Origin of the sequence: Citrobacter sp. RHBSTW-00524 (assembly GCF_013747755.1) — a bacterium.
GTDB lineage: Bacteria > Pseudomonadota > Gammaproteobacteria > Enterobacterales > Enterobacteriaceae > Citrobacter > Citrobacter braakii.
Genome location: NZ_CP056421.1, coordinates 277,827 through 299,275, shown reverse-complemented (window position 1 = coordinate 299,275; position 21,449 = coordinate 277,827). Strand labels below are relative to the sequence as shown.

The following is a 21,449-nucleotide window of genomic DNA, read 5'->3' as shown; positions in this document are numbered from 1 at the left end:
CTATTTCAAACGATAGTAAAGCTCACGGTATGACTTCGCCGCGACTTGCCAGCTAAAATCCATGGTCATGGCCTGACGTTGTACAAACCGCCACAGCGAAGGCCGGGACCACAATACGAAAGCACGCCGAATCGCGCGTAGCAGCGACCAGGCATTACTATCTTCAAATACAAACCCACTGGCGATACCATCCGCCAGGTTTTCCAGCGAACTGTCAGAGACCGTATCAGCCAGCCCACCGGTGCGCCGCACCAGCGGCAGCGTGCCGTACTTCAGTCCATACAACTGCGTTAAGCCACACGGCTCAAAACGGCTGGGGACCAATATAACGTCGGCCCCACCCATGATGCGGTGCGAGAAGGCTTCGTGATAGCCAATCTGTACGCCCACCTGTCCAGGATGTTCCGCCGCCGCGGCGAGGAAACCTTCCTGTAAAACCGGATCGCCCGCACCAAGCAATGCCAGCTGTCCACCCTGCTCTAACAACCCCGGTAGCGCTTCCAGCACCAGATCCAGCCCTTTCTGACTGGTCAGGCGGCTGACTACGGCAAATAACGGCACTTTGTCGTTAACCTTAAGTCCCATCGCGATCTGTAGCTGGCGTTTGTTCTCCGCCTTCTCTTCCAGCGTTTCACGCGTATACCGCGACGCAAGCAGCAGATCGGTTTCCGGGCTCCAGATTTTTTCATCAACGCCGTTCAGCACACCGGAAAGACGTCCTTCACGATGACGCTGCTGCAACAGACCTTCCATGCCGTAGGCAAACTGCGGCTCGGTAATTTCCCGCGCGTAGGTCGGACTGACCGCCGTAATGTGGTCGGCGTAGTACAACCCGGCCTTCAGGAAAGAAATCTGCCCGTTAAACTCCAGTCCGTGCACGTTAAAGAACGACCATGGCACTTGGATGTCATCCATATGCTTTGCATAAAACATGCCTTGATACGCCAGGTTGTGCACGGTGAACACCGATTTCGCCGGATGGCCGCGCGCCGCCAGATACGCCGGGGCCAGACCGGCATGCCAGTCGTGCGCATGCACCACATCAGGGCGCCAGAATGGGTCAAAGCCACAGGCCATTTCACTGCCGACCCAACCCAGCAGCGCAAAACGCAGCACGTTATCGGTATATGCAAACAGGTTAGTGTCGTGATACGGGCTACCGGGACGGTCATAGAGATGCGGCGCGTCAATCAGGTAAATGCCCACACCGTTGAAATGCCCGAACAACAGCGTAATACGTCCGGCGAAGGTATCGCGACGCGTCACTACCTGCGCATCGGGAATGCCGCGACGGATATCAGGAAACGCCGGGAGCAGCACGCGGGCATCCACACCGTCCGCGATTTGCGCTGCGGGTAACGCCCCAATAACATCCGCCAGTCCCCCGGTTTTTAACAAAGGGAACATCTCTGAACAAACGTGTAAAACCTGCATTATCGCTCCTGTTTGATCTGCAGTTTGCGCAGCATTTCACGCGTGACCAGTACAATACCTTCCTCTGAACGGTAGAAACGACGAGCATCTTCTTCCGCGTTTTCACCAATCACCATGCCTTCAGGAATAACGCAGGCGCGGTCGATAATGCAACGACGTAAGCGGCACGAACGTCCCACCCACACTTCAGGTAACAACACTGCCGAATCAATGTTACAGAATGAATTCACCCGCACTCGCGGGAACAGAACGGACTGCACTACCACCGAACCAGAAATAATACAGCCGCCGGAGACCAGCGAGTTCAGCGTCATTCCGTGACTACCGGAACGGTCCTGAACAAATTTCGCCGGCGGCAGTGATTCCATATGCGTACGGATTGGCCAGTCCTGGTCGTACATATCCAGTTCAGGCGTCACCGAAGCCAGATCGAGGTTTGCTTTCCAGTAGGCTTCCAGCGTTCCCACATCGCGCCAGTACGGCTCGGATTCCGGGTCAGACTGTACGCAGGACAATGGGAATGGATGTGCATATGCCATGCCAGCTTCGGTGATTTTCGGGATGATGTCTTTGCCAAAATCGTGACTGGATTTTTCATCGAGATCATCTTCCGCCAGCAGTTCATACAGATAATCGGCGTCGAAGATGTAGATCCCCATACTGGCAAGCGATTTGGTCGGATCATTAGGCATCGCTGGCGGGTTGGCAGGTTTTTCAACGAACTCGATAATTTTATCGGTGTCGTCCACGTCCATTACGCCAAACGCGCTGGCCTCTTCAATAGGCACTGGCATACAGGCCACTGTGCAACGCGCACCTTTCTCAACGTGGTCGATCAGCATGCGTGAGTAGTCCTGCTTATAAATATGATCGCCCGCGAGGATCACCACATATTCCGCTTTATAGCGTCGAATGATGTCCAGGTTTTGGGTCACCGCATCCGCCGTACCGCGATACCAGTTTTCACCCTGCATCCTCTGCTGGGCAGGCAGCAGATCGACGAACTCGTTCATCTCTTCACTAAAGAACGACCAGCCGCGCTGAATATGCTGCACCAGCGTGTGTGACTGGTACTGAGTGATCACGCCGATACGGCGGATCCCGGAATTAAGACAGTTGGATAAGGCAAAATCGATAATGCGGAACTTACCGCCAAAGTGCACGGCAGGCTTGGCACGCTTATTGGTTAAATCTTTCAGGCGAGTACCGCGGCCACCGGCCAGGATCAGGGCAACAGATTTTAATGGCAGCTGGCGCGCCAACATTACACGATCGTTCTTCTCTAAACTTACCATGACTAACTCCTTTTTATCTTCTCTGGAACACACACAGTCCGTGCGCAGGTCCCTGCCAGACCGCCGTAAGCACCGGATTATCCTCTCCGGCAAATGGGGGAATGGCGTGCCATTCCCCTTCAGGTAAAACGATATCTGTCACCTCAAGCGTGGCGTTTATTGCAATCAGGAAACGATCTGAAAGCAGGATTTGCATCTGCCTCGGGCCGTTATGCCACTCATCCGCACTTAAGGGTTGTGCGTACTTATTCAGCCAACGAACATTGCCATCGCCCTCTTCCCACCAGCAATCGCCTGTTAATGCAGGTATTTGCCGGCGCAGATGAATCAACGCGGCGGTAAATGTGGTTAGCCCACTGTTTGCCTGCTGCCAGTCCAGCCAGGTTAAGGCGTTATCCTGGCAGTAAGCGTTATTATTACCGTGCTGGCTATGACCATGCTCATCACCCGCCAGCAGCATCGGCGTCCCCTGGGAGAGCAACAGCGTGGTTAACAGCGCATGAATGCTGTCGCGCCGCCGCTCAATCAGGTCCAGCGAGCCGCCTAATCCTTCTTTACCATGATTGTCACTGTAGTTATTGCTAGTGCCGTCGCGATTTTCCTCACCATTCGCTTCATTGTGCTTATTTGTGAAGCAAACGCAGTCGCGTAGCGTAAAACCGTCATGCGCGGTCACCAGATTGACCGTGGCGCTGGGATTGCGGCCCGGGCGTTTAAACACGTCGCTGGATGCGGCAAAACGTCCGGCAAACTCGCCCAACGAAAGATTACGCTGGAGCCAAAAACGTCGCGTCGCATCGCGGAAATGGTCATTCCACTCGGCAAACGGCGGGGGGAAATTCCCCACCTGATACCCGCCTTCACCAATATCCCACGGTTCCGCAATCAGCTTGGCGCGTGAGAGCAGCGGACAATTTTGGATCGCGGTAAACAGCGGAGCATCCTGACGAAACTCAGGCGTACGCCCCATGACGGAAGCCAAATCAAAACGAAAACCATCCACATGGCAGGTTTCAACCCAGTAGCGCAGACACTCGCATGCGTATTCCACAACGCCAGGATGGCTCAGATTGATGGTGTTCCCACAACCGGTCCAGTTGTAGTAATCGCCATCATCTCTGATCCAATAATAGCTACGGTTATCAATTCCGCGCAGCGAGAAGACAGGTCCTTCGAGATCCAGCTCGGCGCTGTGGTTTAAAACGATGTCGAGAATGACCTCAATACCCGCTTTATGCAGCGCTTTTACCGCGTCGCGAAACTCATCAAGCGCACTCTCCGGCGAGCTGGCATAGGCCGGATGCAGCGCGTACATCGCCACCGGGTTGTAGCCCCAGTAGTTTGACAGGCCCAGTCGCTGAAGCCGCGGTTCGCTGGCGAAATGCGCCACCGGTAACAGCTCCAGCGCGGTAATGCCGAGGCGCTTGAAATAGTCGATCATCACCGGATGACCCAGCGCTTTGTAGGTCCCGCGAATCTCTTCCGGCAGGTCAGGATGCAAATACGTCAGCCCTTTGACATGCGCTTCGTAAATTACGGTATTGCCCCACGGCGTGCGCGGCGGGGCATCATCCTCCCAGTCATAATGGTCGGACACCACCACGCCCTTCAGCGCGATGGCGGCGTTATCATGATGATCCGGTTCATTCAGCCCACCATGCAGCAGTGGGTTATCTTTTAACTCGCCATCCACCCGACGCGCGCAAGGGTCAAGCAGCAGTTTCGCCGGATTAAACCGGTGGCCCTGCTGCGGTTGCCACGGACCATGTACGCGATAGCCATAGCGTAGACCGGGACGGGCGTTGGCCAGATAGCCGTGCCAGACATCGCCGCTACGCCCCGGCAGGTCGTAGCGGAGTTCGCAGCCTTGCTCATCGAATACGCATAATTCAACGCGTTCAGCGTGGGCCGAAAAGAGGGTGAAATTGACGCCATGGCCGTCATACGTTGCACCATGGGGGGTGGCGTTGCCGGTTGCCAGTTGCGTCATTATCCCTCCCGCACCAGCCAGATCGTTGCCAGCGGTGGCAACGTCAGGCTCAGTGAGTGCTGACGACCATGACTGGCGATTTCATCGCTGTGCACCGCGCCGCCGTTACCGGTATTGCTACCGTGATAATGCATCGAGTCGGTATTGAGGATTTCGCGCCATTTGCCCGGCTGATTGATACCGAAGCGATAGCCGTGGCGAGGTACTGGCGTAAAGTTGCTGATAACGATGATTTCATTACCGACTTTGTCACGACGAACGAAAGCCAGCACCGAACGTTCTTTGTCATCCACCACCAGCCACTCGAAGCCATAGGCGTCAAAATCAAGCTCGTGCAGCGCTTTGTGATGACGATAAGTAAGGTTCAGATCGCGCACCAAACGCTGTACGCCGTGGTGCCAGTTATCGCCGCCTTCCAGCAGATGCCAGTCGAGGCTGGCGTCGTGATTCCATTCACGCCCCTGAGCAAACTCGTTGCCCATAAACAGCAGTTTCTTACCCGGGAAGGCCCACATCCAGCCGTAGTAGGCGCGCAGGTTGGCAAACTTCTGCCAAGCGTCCCCCGGCATGCGATCGAGAATTGATTTTTTACCGTGTACCACTTCATCGTGCGACAGCGGCAGGACAAAGTTTTCGGTGTAGTTGTACAGCATGCCGAAGGTCAGCTTATCGTGATGGAACTGACGATGAACCGGATCCAACTTCATGTAGTCCAGCGTGTCGTGCATCCAGCCGAGGTTCCACTTATACCAGAACCCTAAACCGCCCATATCCTGTGGCCTTGAAACGCCGGCAAAGTCGGTGGACTCTTCCGCCATGCTCACGGCCCCCGGCACCTGCTCGCCAAGAATACGGTTGGTATTACGTAAGAACTCAATGGCTTCGAGGTTTTCACGACCGCCAAATTCGTTCGGGACCCACTCCCCTTCTTTACGGCTGTAGTCGCGATAAATCATCGACGCCACGGCATCTACGCGCAGCGCATCGATACCAAAACGTTCAATCCAGTACAGGGCATTGCCTACCAGATAGTTACTGACTTCACGGCGACCGTAGTTGTAGATCAGCGTGTTCCAGTCCTGGTGATACCCTTCGCGCGGGTCGCTATGCTCATACAGATTGGTGCCATCAAACTCTGCCAGACCAAAGTCGTCCGACGGGAAATGGCCCGGCACCCAGTCGAGAATGACGTTCAGTCCAGCCTGATGCGCGGCATTCACAAAATAGCGGAAATCATCACGCGTCCCGAAACGACGGGTCGGCGCATACATACCGGTAGGTTGGTAGCCCCAGCTACCGTCGAACGGATGCTCATTAATCGGCAACAGTTCGAGATGGGTAAAGCCCATCCACTTGACGTAAGGCACCAACTGATCCGCCAGTTCGCGGTAGCTCAGCCAGAAGTTGTTATCGGTATGACGACGCCATGAGCCCAGGTGCACTTCATAGATAGAGATCGGCGCGTCAAACTGGTTGGCTTTTTTTCGCTCCTCGCTTTGCACCACTTTTTCCGGCAGACCGCAGATAAGCGACGCGGTTTCCGGGCGCATTTGCGCTTCGAAGGCGTAAGGGTCCGCTTTGATTCGCAGCTTACCGTTCGCATCGATCATCTCGTATTTATACAGTTGACCATGCTGCGCGCCGGGGATAAACAACTCCCAGATACCGCTTTCTTTGCGCAGGCGCATCGGGTGGCGACGGCCATCCCAGTAGTTGAACTGCCCAACCACTGACACGCGTTGAGCGTTAGGCGCCCAGACGGAGAAGCGCGTACCGGTTACGCCATCCATGGTATCCGCATGCGCGCCCAGCGTTTCGTAAGGTCGCAGGTGCGTACCTTCAGATAACAGCCAGGCATCCATATCCTGGATCAGCGGGCCAAAACGATAAGGGTCATCAATCAGATTCTCCTGTCCATGCCAGACAACAGCTAACTGATAGCGAAAGAAATTTTTACGGCGGGGAAGTACAGCACAGAAAAAACCGCGAGAGTCGAGGCAGTCCAGCTTGCCGACTTTGCGTCCGGTTTTGGGTTCGATCACCCACACTTCGGTGGCGTCAGGTAATAGGGCGCGGACTTCAAGTCCAGCGTCAGTTTGGTGCATACCGAGTACGGAAAAAGGATCCGCAAAATGGCCTGCAATTAGCGCATTAATCACGTCTCTATCGATACGAACGGACATGGTTGTCATCCTGTTTTATGGTGTCACGCCTTCCAACTGATCTTCGACATCAGGTAGTGACACTTTTTTTGACCTGAACGGCGCAGCACAATTGTGCATCCTCTCTGCGTCGTCCCACCTTCAGGCAACAACTTAATACCTCCGGTACTAAGTCACCCTTAAAGAATAGCCAATGCTTTATCTTACTCCTGGTAAAAAATGAAACATCTGCGCTTACTCCTGTATTACGCAAAAAAATGGGTGACTCAGCACCCATTGTTAAAACACGCAATCACTCTGCCGGAAAGCAGTATTGACTGATCCGGCCAGGTGGTTCGCGTCGTTTGTAGGCCTGATAAACGTGGCGTCATCAGGCCGTCCCACATTACGCCAACTGACGCAGCATACGGCGCAATGGCTCCGCAGCACCCCACAGCAACTGGTCGCCCACGGTAAAGGCTGACAGGAACTCCGGTCCCATATTCAGCTTACGCAGACGGCCTACTGGCGTGGTCAGCGTGCCGGTAACGGCCGCCGGGGTTAACTCACGCATGGTGATATCCCGATCGTTTGGCACGACTTTGGCCCACGGATTGTGCGCTGCCAGCAGTTCTTCCACGGTCGGAATAGACACATCTTTTTTCAGTTTAATGGTGAACGCCTGGCTGTGGCAGCGCAGCGCACCTACGCGCACGCACAGACCATCAACCGGGATCACGGAAGAGGTGTTAAGAATTTTGTTGGTTTCAGCCTGTCCCTTCCACTCTTCGCGGCTCTGACCGTTATCAAGTTGTTTGTCGATCCACGGAATCAGGCTACCGGCCAGCGGTACGCCAAAGTTATCAACCGGCAGTTCACCACTGCGGGACAGGGTCGTCACTTTACGTTCGATATCGAGAATAGCAGAGGAAGGGGTTGCCAGTTCATCGGCCACATGGCCATACAGATGCCCCATCTGGGACAACAGTTCGCGCATATGGCGCGCGCCGCCGCCGGAGGCCGCCTGATAGGTCGCCACGGAAACCCAGTCAACCAGGTCATTGGCAAACAGGCCACCGAGGGACATCAGCATCAGGCTAACGGTACAGTTACCGCCGACAAAGGTCTTAATACCTTTGTTCAGGCCGTCAGTGATGACATCCTGGTTAACCGGATCGAGAATGATGATGGCATCGTCTTTCATACGCAGCGAAGAGGCCGCGTCAATCCAGTAACCCTGCCAACCGCTTTCACGAAGCTTTGGATAGATTTCGTTGGTATAATCGCCGCCCTGACAGGTCACGATGATATCGAGCGCCTTCAGCGCATCCAGATCAAAAGCGTCCTGAAGCGTGCCGGTCGTGGTTCCACCGAATGTCGGTGCCGCCTGCCCGAGCTGGGAAGTAGAAAAGAAAACAGGGCGAATGGCGTCGAAGTCACGCTCCTCAACCATGCGTTGCATGAGAACAGAGCCGACCATACCGCGCCAGCCGATAAAACCAACATTTTTCATAGCGTTTTTTTCCTGCAGAGATGTGTGCTGTGTATGCTAACCAGTATCCTACTGGCCTATCCTTCACCATACAAAAAGCAGCCAAAGTCGCAAGTGAAATTAATCAATGATAGCGAAGCCATCAGTAATGCGACTTATCTCGCTGCGCAAGCAAGCAGAAAGTCCGCGGTAATAGTAAGGGAATTTGAGTTATGAATGAAATTATTTCAGCGGCAGTTTTATTGATCCTTATTATGGACCCGCTCGGAAATCTGCCCATTTTCATGTCCGTATTGAAACATACCGAACCGAAACGCCGCCGCGCGATTATGATTCGCGAGCTGTTCATTGCGCTGTTGGTGATGCTGATATTCCTGTTTGCTGGCGAGAAAATACTGGCATTTCTTAACCTGCGCGCGGAAACCGTATCGATCTCCGGGGGCATCATTTTGTTCCTGATCGCCATTAAGATGATTTTCCCCAGCGCCACCGGGAATAGCACAGGGCTTCCGGCAGGCGAAGAGCCGTTTATCGTGCCACTGGCGATCCCGCTGGTAGCGGGTCCAACAATCCTGGCTTCATTAATGCTGTTATCACATCAGTATCCGAACCAGATGGGGCATCTGGTGATTGCGCTGCTGATCGCCTGGGGTGGTACTTTTGTGATTTTGCTGCAGTCTTCGCTGTTTTTACGCCTGCTGGGCGAGAAAGGGGTTAACGCACTGGAGCGCCTGATGGGGCTGATTCTGGTGATGATGGCTACCCAGATGTTCCTCGACGGCGTAAGGATGTGGATGAAGGGGTAATCTCTCCTTTTTGGCTCAGATAGCATGTTACCCGGAGAACAGTTACGTTCACGTCATGCTCATTGCTTCTCTGAGATCTCGTCACCAGTAAACGTGTTAAGGGGGCTACGCAGCCCCCTTAACAATCCAGGCTCTCCGGCACTGCTGTAATTTCAGGTATTCCTTACGCTTTTAACTCGCTGAAAAAACGTATTTTCATTTCTGCGAGGTGCCTTCCGGAATGCCCTCTTGTCAGCATCGCGGATAAACATTATCTTCTCGCTGCACCTGCAAAATCAGGTGCCAGAATTAGCCTTCTGAAAATCATACTGGCGACATATACTTCTATGTCGTGCGACCGATTTCGTCTCAATGGCGGGTCGAGCGGGGGCGTCGCAAGACGCGCCGGTATCCAGTATGACCGGTAAGGCTAACTCCGCTCGATTCCGCCACCCGCGAGATTAGCCTCTCCGGTGGTGGTTTAAATAAAACATACTGGAGGCTGCCCTATGGCGACTACCCCTCTCTTTTCACACTCTTTATTTACCCTGCCCTTTAGCCATGCCACGGATTTCACCGAACTGGCGGATAACTGCGAGCGTTTTGTCGAAGGGCTGGTTGAATGCCATGACCCGGTTGAAAAACTGGCGATTTGTGCACGTCTGTCGGCCTGTCTCGCGTTATTGCAACCGACCTTAACAGAACCTGTACCGCAGCATCTGCAAGCGAGCCTGACGGTAGAAACATTCCCGACCCGTTTTCCCCTTTTCGAGCCGGAACCAGACCAGATGGGGCGCTACTGTCAGTTATTAACGCACCTGCTGATGAGTAAAACGCTGTCTGACGAGATGGAACGAGTGGCGGGTGACTTACTGCAGGATCTGGTGGGCTATTTCGCCGATACGCTAAAAGCGCCGCGCTGGCTGAAAACAGAAGAAGGGCTGGTCGTGCTATAAAAAAGCCGGGTAGCGCTTGCGCTTACCCGGCCTACGGTGTGGATGTGTGCTCGTTTCCAGGCCCGGTAAGCGCAAGCGCAACCGGGCAATGCCATCAGCTCAACAGCTGAAAGGCAATCATACCGACAATCGCACCGACCGTGCCGAGAATGGTTTCCATCATCGTCCAGGTCTTCAGCGTTTGCGCTTCGGTCGCACCGGTAAATTTACCGAACAACCAGAAACCAGCGTCGTTAACGTGGCTGACCACGATAGAGCCGCCCGCGATACAGATAGACAGTGCCGCCATCTGGGCACCGGAGTAGTTCAGTTGCTCAATCACCGGCATCACCAGACCGACCGCCGTTAAGCAGGCTACAGTCGCGGAACCCTGAATGATACGCACAGCCGCCGCCAGCACGAAGCAGGTGATGGCAATCGGCAGGCCCATACCGGTTAACGCTTCGCCCAGCGCCGGACCGACGCCAGAATCAACCAGAACCTGTTTGAATACACCGCCCGCACCAATCACCAGCAGAATAATCCCCGCCGGTTGCAGCGCATGACCACAGATCTCCATCACGCGGTCTTTTGGCATGCCCTGGCGCACCGCCAGACCGTAAATCGCCACCAGACAGGCAACCAGAATCGCGGTAAACGGGTGACCGATAAACTCGAACCATTCATAGGTTGTAGAACCGACCGGAACAAAGCGTGCGGCGATGGTTTTCAGCCCCACCAGCACCAGCGGCAGCAGGATAAGCGATAAGCTGAAGCCAAAGGACGGCATTTTGCCTTCGCCCAGATGCGGCTCGGAAATATCTTCCGGTACGTGCAGCTCGACGTAACGGCTGATGAAATTCCCCCACAGCGGCCCGGCGATAATCATGCCCGGAATCGCGGCACACAGGCCAATCAGGATCATCCAGCCAAAGTCGGCGTGCATCTGAGAGGCCAGCAGCATCGGCGCAGGCCCAGGCAGCAGGAATGCCGCAGCAGCCGCTACGCCCGCAAACAGCGGGATCACAAGCTTAACCAGGTTCGTCCCCGTATGGCGCGCCATTGAGAATGCCACGCTAATCAGCAGCACAATCGCCACCTCAAAGAATAGCGGCAGCGCGCAAATCAGACCGGCCAGGCCAATCGCATAATGTGCGCGGCTGTGACCGAAGGATTTCAGCATTTTGACGGCAATCTGATCGACAGCTCCGGTCTCATGCAAAATCTTGCCGAACATCGCCCCCAGCGCCACAACAATCGCCAAGAAACCGAGCGTGCCTCCCATCCCTTTTTCCATGGTCGCCGCGATTTTATCGAGCGGCATACCGGAAAAGAGACCTGCACCAATGGATACCACCATCAAAGCAACGAAGGCGTGCATACGCGCCTTCATCACTAAAAACAGCAGTAATAAAACGGACCCTACTGCTGTTAAAACAAGCGTTAATGTACTCACTACTTACTGCCCTGGTTAATAACCTCAATGGTGCTGGCGACCACACCGTCCAGTGGTTGATCGATATCGACCACCAGTACATCGTTTTCATTCGCACCCGGTTCTTCCAGCGCTTCAAACTGGGTCACCAGCATCTGCGTTTTGAAGAAGTGACCTTTACGCGCTTTCAGGCGGCTTTCGATAACGTCAAAATCCCCTTTCAGATAGATGAAAGAGAGGTTCGGGTTACCGTCGCGTAGCTGGTCGCGATAGACTTTTTTCAGGGCGGAACAGACGATCAGCGAAACCTTGTTGGTACGCTGCATCGCAAAGGCGGCGTCATTCAACGCCTGTAACCACGGTTTGCGGTCGTCATCGTTGAGTGGCTCACCAGAAGCCATTTTCATGATGTTGCTGCGCGGATGGAGAAAATCGCCATCAAGAAACGCGGCCTGCAGTTGATGCGCCACTTCGCTGGCGACAGCAGATTTACCGCTGCCCGATACGCCCATCAGAACGTAAACGTGGTGATCATGATTAGTCGTGCTCAAAGCGTTGCCCCCACTGGTACAAGAATCAGGAAATTGTTACGGGTAACTGTTATCGGTAACATTGTCCAGCCGGATAAATAGAGAAGCAATATCCATTCGTGCTCGAAGTGTATAAGTGTGAGCTACTTCAAACTTGTTGGCTTAAATAGATCCGCCCGGTGACAAGGTGAAACCTAAATCTAACATTTTAGGTGTGACGGCTTCACCGCGGATGCGCGCCAGCAGACGTTCTGCGCCAATGCTGCCCATGCGTTCACGCGGCGTGAGCACGCTCGCCAGACGCGGCTCCATCACCTGCCCGATGTCGTGACCGTGGAATCCGGCAATCGCCATGTCATCAGGGATTTTCAGCCCTAAACGCTGGCATTCGAAGGCCGCCCCTACCGCCAGGTCATCGTTGGTACAAAAGACACCATCGAGCTGCGGGTATTCACGCCGCGCCTGACGGATAAGTTCAATACCGGAGGAGTAGGAAGAGGACTGCTCCACCATCACGCTGTACGGCACCAGGTCGGCATCGCGCATTGCCTGCTCGTAGCCTCTCTGTTTGATGATAGTACGTTCATCAAGGCGTGCGCCAAGATAGGCAACATGACGGTGCCCGCGGGCGATGATAGCGGCTGTCATCTGACGCGCGGCTTCGAAGTTGTCGAAGCCCACGGCAATATCAAGACATGGGGACTGGCTGTCCATCAGCTCAACCACCGGGATACCGGCAACCTCAATCATTTTCAGCGTACGGGGCGTATGGCTACGTTCGGTGAGGATCAGGCCATCAATATTCCACGACAGCATCGATTCCAGACGCTCTTGTTCCATCTCAGGCTTATAGCCGTAGTGCGCCAGCATGGTTTGATAACCATGAGCGTCAGTGACAGCCTCAATGCCGCGTAGCACTTCAGCAAAAACCTGGTTAGTAAGAGACGGTAACAGCACGCCGATAGCGCGGCTGGTGGCGTTAGAAAGGATATCAGGAGCGCGATTGGGAATATAACCCAGCTCATCAAGTGCAGCGGCAATTTTGCCCCGCAGCGCCACGGAGACCTGCTCCGGGTTACGCAAAAAGCGGCTGACCGTCATTTTGGTCACGCCCACGCGGTCGGCTACATCCTGAAGTACGGGTCTTTTCTTTTTCATCGTCCTGAAGCGTTAAAAAGGGATAGATTCCCCCAGTTTACCACGGACGTGCGTGAACCTTCGCAGAGAAAAAAAGGAGTTTTTTAATGTGAGAAATACACAAAATCATTCGAGTTGCATCAAGGCGGCGACGCAGTAAATCCCCGGGAGCGTACATTAAGTACGCGACCGGGGTGAGCGAGGAAAGCCATCACAGATGCGGCTTGAAGGATGCCGTGTATTTTTATACAGGCGGCAGGTCAAACAGTAACACTTCGCTGTCGCTGTCGGCATGAATAGAAATGGCCTGTTCATCCCAGATTGCCAGACCATCGCTGGTGGTCGCTTTGGTCCCGTTAATTGTCACGTTACCTTTTACTACCTGGATCCAGACGCGGCGTTCAGCGGCAATCTGATGCACCGACTGCTCATCTTTGATCAGTGCCCAACGGTACAGTTCCATATCCTGGTACACTTTCAGCGACCCATCACGGGCATCCGGCGACAGCACAAGTTGTTTACCCTGAGCGGCATCAAAACGGCGCTGCTCATAGCGTGGGGTAATACCGTTTTCCTGCGGCATGATCCAAATCTGATACAGATGCAGCTTCTCTGTATTGCTCGGGTTGTACTCCGAGTGACGGATCCCCGTCCCGGCGCTCATTATCTGGAACTCACCGGCCGGAACCTGCTCTTTGTTCCCCATGCTGTCCTGATGTTCCACCGCACCTTCCAGCACGTAAGTCAGGATTTCCATGTCTTTATGGGGATGAGTACCAAAGCCCTGGCCTGCGTCAATCACGTCATCGTTAATCACGCGCAGTGCCGAGAACCCCATAAAATTTGGATCATAGTAGTTGGCAAAAGAGAAGGTATGCCAGGAATCGAGCCAGCCATGATTAGCGTGGCCACGGTCATTAGCTTTGCGTAAGTAGATCATTGTGTTCACCCCCAGATGTTTTCGATGGAGTAAGTGTGGACTCAATCCGCCGGGGATCATAGAGGGTGAAAATTGACTCCTCTGTTCAAAAAAAATGAACAAGTCCAGAGGAGTCTGCGCAGGCTATTTGGCGAGAGTTATCGTCGCCGGAGAAGCCTGTTCAAAGGCGCGTTCGAGGAGTTCCAGATTGGTAAGAACTTCAGATTCCTTGACATAATTAGGCGTACCGGCTGTCAGCGTCTGGTAAAGCGCATCATAGACGCGACCATAGTCCCCCACTTCCGGCTGCACCTCTTCTTTTACCGTCAGGCCGTCATCATTGACGTACTCCAGCATCCCAATGGAATCGTCAGCAGCGAAACCTGGCTCACCTGGCATGATATTGGCCTTCAGGCTGGTTTCCTGCTGGTCGATGCCATACTTCACAAACGAGCCTTTGGTACCGTGAACGATAAACTTCGGATAGTCGATTTTCACCAAGTGACTGGTTTTAACAATGGCTTTCAGAGAGCCGTAGAACAGCTGCGCTTCAAAGGTATCGTCCGGGTTCGCTTTGTTGCGCAGGCTGCGGATGTCATAGGCCACGCAATCGGGACGACCGAACAGCGAGATAATCTGATCCATGGTGTGTACGCCCAGACCATAGAATGCGCCGTCCTGCGGCAGTCCCGGCTTGGTTTCCGCCACGGGGCGGTAGTAATCGAAATGGCTTTCAACCTCAACAATTTCACCGAGCTTGCCGCTCTCAATCGCTTTTTTAGCGGTGAGGAAGCAGGAATCAAAACGACGGTTCTGATATGGCGTAACGGTCAGCCCTTTGCTTTGCGCCAGTTCGAACAGTGCTTTTGCTTGCGCAAGCGTCGGCGTGAAGGGTTTCTCAACCAACACGTTTTTACCCGCTTCCAGCGCGCGTTTGGCGTATTCAAAATGGCTGTCAGCATGGGTACAGACGATCACCAGCTTCACCTGCGGATCGTTTAAGATCTCGTCAAGGTCACTGGTGAAGTGAATATGTGAATATTGTGGTGCCTGCTCTTCCGGCTTGGCGTGGCGGCGAAAAATGTGCGCGACATGCCAGCTATTTTTGCGGTTGAGGACGTACGGCAAATGGTAGCGAGTGGTGCTTTTACCAAAACCAATAAATGCGCAGTGTAAGGTCATGAGACGATCCTTTCGAAGGTGATTGTCTACACCATAGCGCAAAGCGGCTGGAGACTGAATGTTGGATTCTTTGCCGGATGGCGCTTGAACTGCACCACAGGGCGACAGGATCGGCCGTCGGCGTCGCAGGCAGTTTGTTCACGGCAAGCGCGCATGGCCCGGAGCGTACTAAATGTACGTGAGGAGCACGAGCACTTCCCGGGGACGAAATGGCAAGTAAGCCAGGCAGACACAAAACCTCAAAAAAAAAAGCCAGCAAAAGCTGGCTAAAGTAATACTGGAAGCAATGTGAGCAATGTCGTGCTTTCAGGTTCTCCGTAGGGGTTCCCCTGAACGCAGAGCAATAATAATCATTCTCATTCGCACTTGTCTACTTCTTTTTGCAAAAAAATGCAGTTGACGGAATTTTCTTTCTCAGCGAGTGTAAATACACAATTAACCCTGCTGGAGATAAGGAATGAGTGAGATAGTGATACGCCACGCTGAACCGAAAGATTACGACGCAATTCGTCAGATCCACGCCCAGCCGGAGGTGTACCACAACACGCTACAGGTTCCTCATCCTTCCGTGGAGATGTGGCAGGAGCGGCTAGCCGATCGACCCGGTATAAAACAGCTGGTCGCTTGCATTGATGAAATTGTCGTTGGTCATTTGTGCATCGACGTTGCCCAGCGTCCGCGCCGCAGCCATGTGGCCGATTTTGGTATCTGCGTGGATGCTCGGTGGCACAATCGCGGCGTTGCCAGCGCGTTGATTCGCACGATGATCGACATGTGCGACAACTGGCTGCGCGTCGAGCGTATTGAGCTAACGGTATTTGTTGATAATGAGCCGGCCGTGGCGGTGTATAAGAAATACGGCTTTGAAATCGAAGGCACAGGTAAGAAATACGGCCTGCGCAACGGTGAATACGTTGATGCCTACTTTATGGCGCGCGTGAAATAAAATTAAGGGCGAGTCTTATCGCCCTTCTTATTGAAAGGACGCAAGAGTGAAAAAGTACCTTCTCCTGGTGTTGCTGGCAGCACTCTCCCCTGCTTTCGCCACTACCGTACAAAATCTCGATTCCGTGCCCAGCGCTATTCAACACCCGGAAGGTAAACAGATTTTTGCTGAGCAAATGGCGGGAGCAACCCCTGCCAAAGGATTTGGCGAGCTTCCACAGGGATTATCTGAGAACGCGTGGATTGCCTGGGTTGCGCCGAATGAAGATCCTGACAACCTGATCCTCACGGGTGCCAAAGCCTGGGGCAAAGACGGCAAATATATCGGTGTCGCCTGTTTCGCCGACAATCCGGCCGACGCCGGGCAGGCAAAGAAATACGCGGATAACAACTGTCCGGAAAACTACAGCAACGGGCGCGCCAATAAATTATATCTCGGCGTTTTTTCCTGGCAGGACCAACAGCTAACGCCGATTGCACGCTCGGAAAAACCATTAAACCAACTCTCTGAGTGGAATAAAACCGCCGAAAAAGAGAGCGATGATGAGTCCGTCAGACCGCTGGCCTATTATACAAAACTGGATCTGGCACCGTACCGGATCGCACCCGATACGCTGGCGTTTGGGGTGCGCGGTGGATACTCTGAGGCGTATTCCGGCGGCGGCGCATTTTATGAAGTGCTGGAGCTCTATGCGATCAAAGACAACAGGATAATCAACGTGTATTCCGACCTTGTTTATCAATATACGGACATCGCCGGAGAGTGGAATAAAGACGGTACAAGACAGCACGACATCAGCGAAAGTAAATATATCCTCAAAATGCGTTCGGCAAAAACGCACGGGTTTTATGATTTAGAGCGAGTAAACCTGCAGGATAAAAGCAGCCAAATATTCCGCTGGTCTGAATCGCTGCAGCGATATGCGCCATTCATCATCGATAAAAGATAGCGGCGAAATCTTTAGTTTAGGCACTGCCTGGCCGCTGGAGAAATATTTACAAGACTACGAAGAGAGCAAAACAACACGAAGCTAAGGTTACCTGGAGACAATGAATTATAATAACTGCCATTGGGCCTTCCAAACCGGCCCTCTTCCAGCGAAGAGGGCCGTTATCCTCAGTAACCCGCCGTTAAATCATCCACGGAACGCGGGTCGGACGCTCCATACAGTGCGCCATCCGGTCCAACCATAATGCTCTGCGTGCTGCCCATCGCTTCTTTCAGCGCCACTTTCTGTCCTTTTTGCTCCAGCAGCTTAATTGTATCCGGGCTGAAGCCCTTCTCAATACGAAGCTCATCCGGCAACCACTGATGATGGAAGCGTGGTGCATTGGTCGCTTCGGCGACGTTCATCCCGAAATCAATGCTGTTGACCACCATTTGCAGCACAGTAGTGATAATTCGGCTCCCGCCTGGGCTGCCGGTAACCAGCCAGGTTTTCCCATCTTTTACCACGATAGTCGGCGACATAGATGACAGCGGACGCTTCTTCGGTCCGACCGCGTTGGCATCGCCGCCTACCAGACCGTATACGTTCGGTACGCCCGGCTTGGCAGAGAAGTCGTCCATTTCATTATTGAGCAGAATGCCAGTGTTACCCGCCACAATACCGGTCCCGAAAGTGGTATTCAGGGTATAGGTCACCGCCACGGCATTGCCGTCTTTATCCACCACCGAGAAGTGAGTGGTCTGATTGCTTTCATACGGGGCGAGCTTGCCAGGTTTAATCTGGCTGGAAGGCTTAGCCTTGTTGATATCAATCTGATCGGCAAGCGTTTTAGCATAGGCTTTGTTGGTCAGAACCTGCCATGGCACTTTCACAAAATCGGGATCGCCCAGATACTCCGAGCGGTCAGCGTAGGCATATTTCTCCGCTTCAGCCATGACCTGCATGGCGTCGGCGCTGCCAAACCCGTACTTCTTCATATCAAAGTTTTCAAGAATATTGAGGATCTGCACGATGTGAATACCGCCAGAGGACGGCGGCGGCATGGAGAAGACCTGATACCCGCGATAGTCACCGCTAATCGGCGTACGCTCCACGGCTTTATAGCTGGCTAAGTCCTCTTTGGTCATCAGCCCGCCGTTCTTCTGCATTTCCCCGGCGATCTGATCGGCAATAGCCCCTTTATAAAACGCATCCGGGCCGCTTTCGGCAATCATTTCCAGGCTTTTCGCCAGGTTCTTTTGTACCAGCTTATCGCCTTTTTTCAGTGGCTCGCCGTCTTTCCAGAAAATGGCTTTGCTGTTCTCGTGATTAGGGAGCACTTCACTGCCATAGGTTTTCAGATCGTCGGCCAGTGCGTCATTAACCACAAAGCCCTCTTCCGCCAGCTTCATCGCCGGACGTACTACTTTGTTCAGCGGCATCGTGCCGTATTTCTCCAGCGCCAGCGAGAAACCCGCGACGGTACCCGGCGTACCGGATGCCAGATGCGACGTCAGCGACTTTTTCGCATCGGCGTTGCCCTGCTCATCAAGGAACATGTCACGGGTCGCGCCAGCAGGGGCCATTTCGCGAAAATCAATCGCCGTGGTGTTACCGTCTTTGGTACGCAGCAGCATAAAACCGCCACCGCCCAGATTGCCCGCCTGGGGATGCGTCACCGCAAGCGCGTAGCCAACGGCCACGGCGGCATCGACGGCATTCCCACCCTGTTTAAGAATATCCACCCCCACCTGAGTGGCAAGCGCATCCACGGAGGCCACCATCCCCTGCTGCGCACGCACGGGATGGAACACATCCTCCTCAACACCGTATGATACCGGCGGCGGTGCAGCCGGAGCGGCAGCAACGCTAAAACAACTTCCTGAGAGCAGAGCAGCAATGGCTACCCGGCGTAAAAACGTCGGTTTTATCATCGTTATTCTCCAGATGTATGGGGGTCAGCCCCCACTAAGCCTGGTGCATAACTCTGAAATAATCATCGTAACGGCGAGAAAGGAGTAAACTTAAGAGATCCCCGAGAGGAGAAAAGCGATGAAACGACTCTTACTTTTAGCCATGCTGTTGCCGTTTGCAGGCTTTGCACAGCCCATCAACACCATGAATAACCCGAATCAACCCGGTTATCAGATCCCGAGCCAGCAGCGTATGCAAACCCAAATGCAATCGCAGCAGATTCAGCAGAAAGGGATGCTCAATCAGCAGTTGCAAACGCAGACGCGTATGCAACAACAGCATATGGAAAACCAAATCAATTCCAACTCCCAGCGCGTCCTTCAGTCTCAGCCTGGCGAGTTTAATTCCAGCCAGCAGCAAATGCTGCCCAACAGCAACGGTGGGATGTTAAGTGGAACCCGTAACCCGGACAGCTCGCTGAATAAGCAACATATGCTGTCGGAGAAAAAGAACGGCGACATGCTGAAGCCCTCCAGCACGCCGCAGCCTAACGTTCCGTTAAAAACAATTGGGCCTTAACAGGGCTGGAAATCCGGACCAATCGTATCAATGGCATCGGTACAGATGCAGTCCACTCCCCAGCGTAGCAGTTCCGCCGCGCGCTGGGGTCGGTTGACGGTATACACCAGAATACGCAGTCCTGCGTCGCGCAGCGCATCCACGCGCGCTTCATCCAGCAGCTTGTGATTAAGGTGAATAGAGACGCAACCCAGCCGCGTTGTCAGCTCACGCCAGTCCTCGCGCCACTCATCAAGCAGTAAGCCTCTCGGCAGTTCAGGCGCCGCCTGCTGCGCCGCTGCAAGCGCGTCAATTTCAAAGGATGACAACAGCGGTGGTGTCATTCCCGCCCACAGTTCCCGAGCGGCCAGCGCTACGGCTTTGCCGGTTAACGTTCCGGTGCCGGTGGTGGGTTTAATTTCAATATTCGCCATCATACCGTGCTGACGGCAGCGCTCGGCCACTTGCGAGAGCAGCGGTAGCGGTTCGCCTTTAAACTCACCGCTAAACCAGCCACCGGCGTCCACGCGCAATAAATCCTGCCAGTTCAGCTCGCCTGCCACACCCCAACCATTGCTGGTGCGTTCCAGGTTGTCGTCATGCAGCAAGAAGATCTCACCGTCTTTCGACAATTTAGCGTCAAACTCAATCATGGTATGCCCGTATCGCGCCCCCATGTCGATCGCCGCCAGGGTGTTTTCCGGTGCCAGCTTACCGCCGCCGCGATGGGCGACGATATGGGGGTAAGGCCAGTTACTCATACGCGTTGTCCTGTTTCGCCATCAAAAAGATGCAGATGATTTTCTGGCAGATGCAGCCACAGCGTGCTGCCTGCCGTCGGGCGATGCTGATGCGCCAGTCGCACCACCAGCTTTTGCTCACCCCAACGTCCGTGTGCCAGGTTATCCGCTCCCAGCATTTCCAGCGTGTCGACGACCAACGGCACGCCGCCTTCGGCCTGCGAGCTTAGCGCAATATGCTCCGGGCGGATACCCAACGTCATGTTGCGCCCACCAGACTCCCTCGCGCTTCTGCCGAGGGGCAACGTCATGCCGTCATCCAGCTCAAAATGGGTGCCCGAGGCGCTGATGCGCCCGTCCAGCAGATTCATCGCCGGGCTGCCGATAAAACTCGCCACAAAGCGGCTGGCAGGCTTTTCATATACCTCAACCGGCGTGCCGATCTGCTCGGCAATGCCTTTGTTCATCACCATCACCCGCTGGGCGAGGGTCATCGCTTCAACCTGATCGTGCGTCACATACAGTGAGGTGGTTTTCAGTCGGCGATGCAGATGTTGTAACTCCAGACGCATCTGTACGCGCAGCTTGGCATCGAGGTTAGACAGAGGCTCATCAAACAGGAATACCGCTGGGTCACGGACAATCGCCCGCCCCATCGCCACACGCTGGCGCTGACCGCCAGAAAGCTCGCGCGGACGACGCTTGAGCAGTTCACCCAGCTCGAGAATACGCGCCGCCTCTTTCACCCGTTCGGCAATATGCTCCTTGCCCATCCCGCGGATTTTCAGCCCCCAGGCCATATTTTCTTCCACGCTCATATGTGGGTAGAGCGCGTAGTTCTGAAAGACCATCGCAATGCCGCGATCCTTAGGCTCCATTTCGGTGACGCGTTTATTATCAATCCAGATATCGCCGCCGCTCACCCGTTCAAGCCCGGCCACCATCCGTAGCAGCGTTGACTTACCGCAGCCGGATGGGCCAACCATCACGATAAATTCTCCGTCCGCGACATCCAGCGTCAGCGGTTTAATCACCTGGGTTTTGCCGTCCCAGCTTTTGGTTACTGCCTGTAGTTTTAAACCAGCCAT

General features: G+C 54.1%; 17 protein-coding genes and 2 pseudogenes. 6 read left to right on the top strand and 13 right to left on the bottom strand.

The genetic code is table 11. The annotated features are described in order from the left end of the window. From glgA to asd, 5 genes are all read right to left on the bottom strand, one after another. The gene (gene glgA, locus HV229_RS01370) at positions 1-1,434 is read right to left on the bottom strand and encodes a glycogen synthase GlgA (RefSeq protein WP_181546745.1); all 1,434 of its coding nucleotides are present in this window, start codon (positions 1,432-1,434) and stop codon (positions 1-3) included. Continuing rightward, the gene (gene glgC, locus HV229_RS01365; protein ID WP_016154815.1) at positions 1,434-2,729 is read right to left on the bottom strand and encodes a glucose-1-phosphate adenylyltransferase; all 1,296 of its coding nucleotides are present in this window, start codon (positions 2,727-2,729) and stop codon (positions 1,434-1,436) included. Before glgC ends, glgA begins: the two co-directional genes overlap by 1 nt. A gap of 13 nt (positions 2,730-2,742) precedes the next feature. Then, positions 2,743-4,719 (bottom strand): glycogen debranching protein GlgX, encoded by a 1,977-nt coding sequence (gene glgX, locus HV229_RS01360; protein ID WP_019078135.1) that lies wholly within the window; start codon positions 4,717-4,719, stop codon positions 2,743-2,745. Next, positions 4,719-6,902, bottom strand: a complete 2,184-nt coding sequence (gene glgB / locus HV229_RS01355) for a 1,4-alpha-glucan branching enzyme (protein ID WP_016154817.1) — start codon at positions 6,900-6,902, stop codon at positions 4,719-4,721. The genes glgX and glgB overlap by 1 nt, the downstream gene beginning before the upstream one ends. A 364-nt stretch (positions 6,903-7,266) precedes the next feature. Continuing rightward, positions 7,267-8,373, bottom strand: a complete 1,107-nt coding sequence (gene asd / locus HV229_RS01350) for an aspartate-semialdehyde dehydrogenase (protein ID WP_016154818.1) — start codon at positions 8,371-8,373, stop codon at positions 7,267-7,269. Positions 8,374-8,564: 191 nt separating this feature from the next. On the opposite strand from asd, the gene yhgN reads away from it, so the two are divergent. Further along, positions 8,565-9,158: an NAAT family transporter YhgN gene (gene yhgN, locus HV229_RS01345; protein ID WP_003023480.1), complete on the top strand. Its 594-nt coding sequence runs from the start codon at positions 8,565-8,567 to the stop codon at positions 9,156-9,158. 488 nt (positions 9,159-9,646) lie between these two features. Continuing rightward, positions 9,647-10,093 carry a hypothetical protein gene (locus HV229_RS01340; protein WP_016157653.1) on the top strand — a complete coding sequence of 149 codons (447 nt, stop codon included), beginning with the start codon at positions 9,647-9,649 and terminating at the stop codon, positions 10,091-10,093. A 94-nt stretch (positions 10,094-10,187) separates the two neighbouring features. On the opposite strand, the gene gntU is transcribed toward HV229_RS01340, so the two are convergent. The 5 genes from gntU to HV229_RS01315 all read right to left on the bottom strand — a co-directional run bounded on the left by gntU (position 10,188) and on the right by HV229_RS01315 (position 15,275). Beyond that, a complete protein-coding gene (gene gntU / locus HV229_RS01335) occupies positions 10,188-11,528 on the bottom strand; it encodes a gluconate transporter (RefSeq protein WP_016154820.1) in 1,341 nt (446 codons plus the stop codon). Continuing rightward, positions 11,528-12,058, bottom strand: a complete 531-nt coding sequence (gene gntK, locus HV229_RS01330; protein ID WP_003023475.1) for a gluconokinase — start codon at positions 12,056-12,058, stop codon at positions 11,528-11,530. The genes gntU and gntK overlap by 1 nt, the downstream gene beginning before the upstream one ends. A gap of 141 nt (positions 12,059-12,199) precedes the next feature. Beyond that, on the bottom strand, positions 12,200-13,195 hold the full coding sequence (gntR, locus tag HV229_RS01325) for a gluconate operon transcriptional repressor GntR (RefSeq protein WP_016157654.1): 996 nt from the start codon (positions 13,193-13,195) through the stop codon (positions 12,200-12,202). A 223-nt stretch (positions 13,196-13,418) separates the two neighbouring features. Next, positions 13,419-14,114, bottom strand: a complete 696-nt coding sequence (yhhW, locus tag HV229_RS01320) for a quercetin 2,3-dioxygenase (protein ID WP_016154822.1) — start codon at positions 14,112-14,114, stop codon at positions 13,419-13,421. A 123-nt stretch (positions 14,115-14,237) separates the two neighbouring features. Next, positions 14,238-15,275, bottom strand: a complete 1,038-nt coding sequence (locus tag HV229_RS01315) for an oxidoreductase (RefSeq protein ID WP_016157655.1) — start codon at positions 15,273-15,275, stop codon at positions 14,238-14,240. A gap of 457 nt (positions 15,276-15,732) precedes the next feature. Here HV229_RS01315 and yhhY point away from each other — a divergent pair, with 457 nt between their 5' ends. From yhhY to HV229_RS26185, 3 genes and pseudogenes are all read left to right on the top strand, one after another. Then, positions 15,733-16,221 (top strand): N-acetyltransferase, encoded by a 489-nt coding sequence (yhhY, locus tag HV229_RS01310; protein WP_101700390.1) that lies wholly within the window; start codon positions 15,733-15,735, stop codon positions 16,219-16,221. A gap of 46 nt (positions 16,222-16,267) precedes the next feature. Further along, positions 16,268-17,149 (top strand): annotated as a pseudogene (locus HV229_RS26475) (hypothetical protein); the annotation flags it as partial. Further along, a pseudogene (locus HV229_RS26185) lies at positions 17,144-17,255 on the top strand (hypothetical protein); the annotation flags it as partial. The pseudogenes HV229_RS26475 and HV229_RS26185, both read left to right, overlap by 6 nt. An 82-nt stretch (positions 17,256-17,337) precedes the next feature. On the opposite strand, the gene ggt reads toward HV229_RS26185, so the two are convergent. Next, positions 17,338-19,083: a gamma-glutamyltransferase gene (gene ggt, locus HV229_RS01300; protein WP_181546741.1), complete on the bottom strand. Its 1,746-nt coding sequence runs from the start codon at positions 19,081-19,083 to the stop codon at positions 17,338-17,340. A gap of 118 nt (positions 19,084-19,201) precedes the next feature. On the opposite strand from ggt, the gene HV229_RS01295 reads away from it, so the two are divergent. Beyond that, positions 19,202-19,642, top strand: coding sequence for a DUF2756 family protein (locus tag HV229_RS01295; RefSeq protein WP_016157658.1), 441 nt, complete (start codon positions 19,202-19,204; stop codon positions 19,640-19,642). Here HV229_RS01295 and ugpQ read toward each other — a convergent pair. Both ugpQ and HV229_RS01285 read right to left on the bottom strand, forming a co-directional pair. Further along, complete coding sequence (gene ugpQ, locus HV229_RS01290) at positions 19,639-20,382, bottom strand: glycerophosphodiester phosphodiesterase (protein ID WP_019078127.1); 744 nt, start codon at positions 20,380-20,382, stop codon at positions 19,639-19,641. The genes HV229_RS01295 and ugpQ overlap by 4 nt on opposite strands. Beyond that, positions 20,379-21,449, bottom strand: coding sequence for a sn-glycerol-3-phosphate import ATP-binding protein UgpC (locus HV229_RS01285; protein WP_016154829.1), 1,071 nt, complete (start codon positions 21,447-21,449; stop codon positions 20,379-20,381). The genes ugpQ and HV229_RS01285 overlap by 4 nt, the downstream gene beginning before the upstream one ends.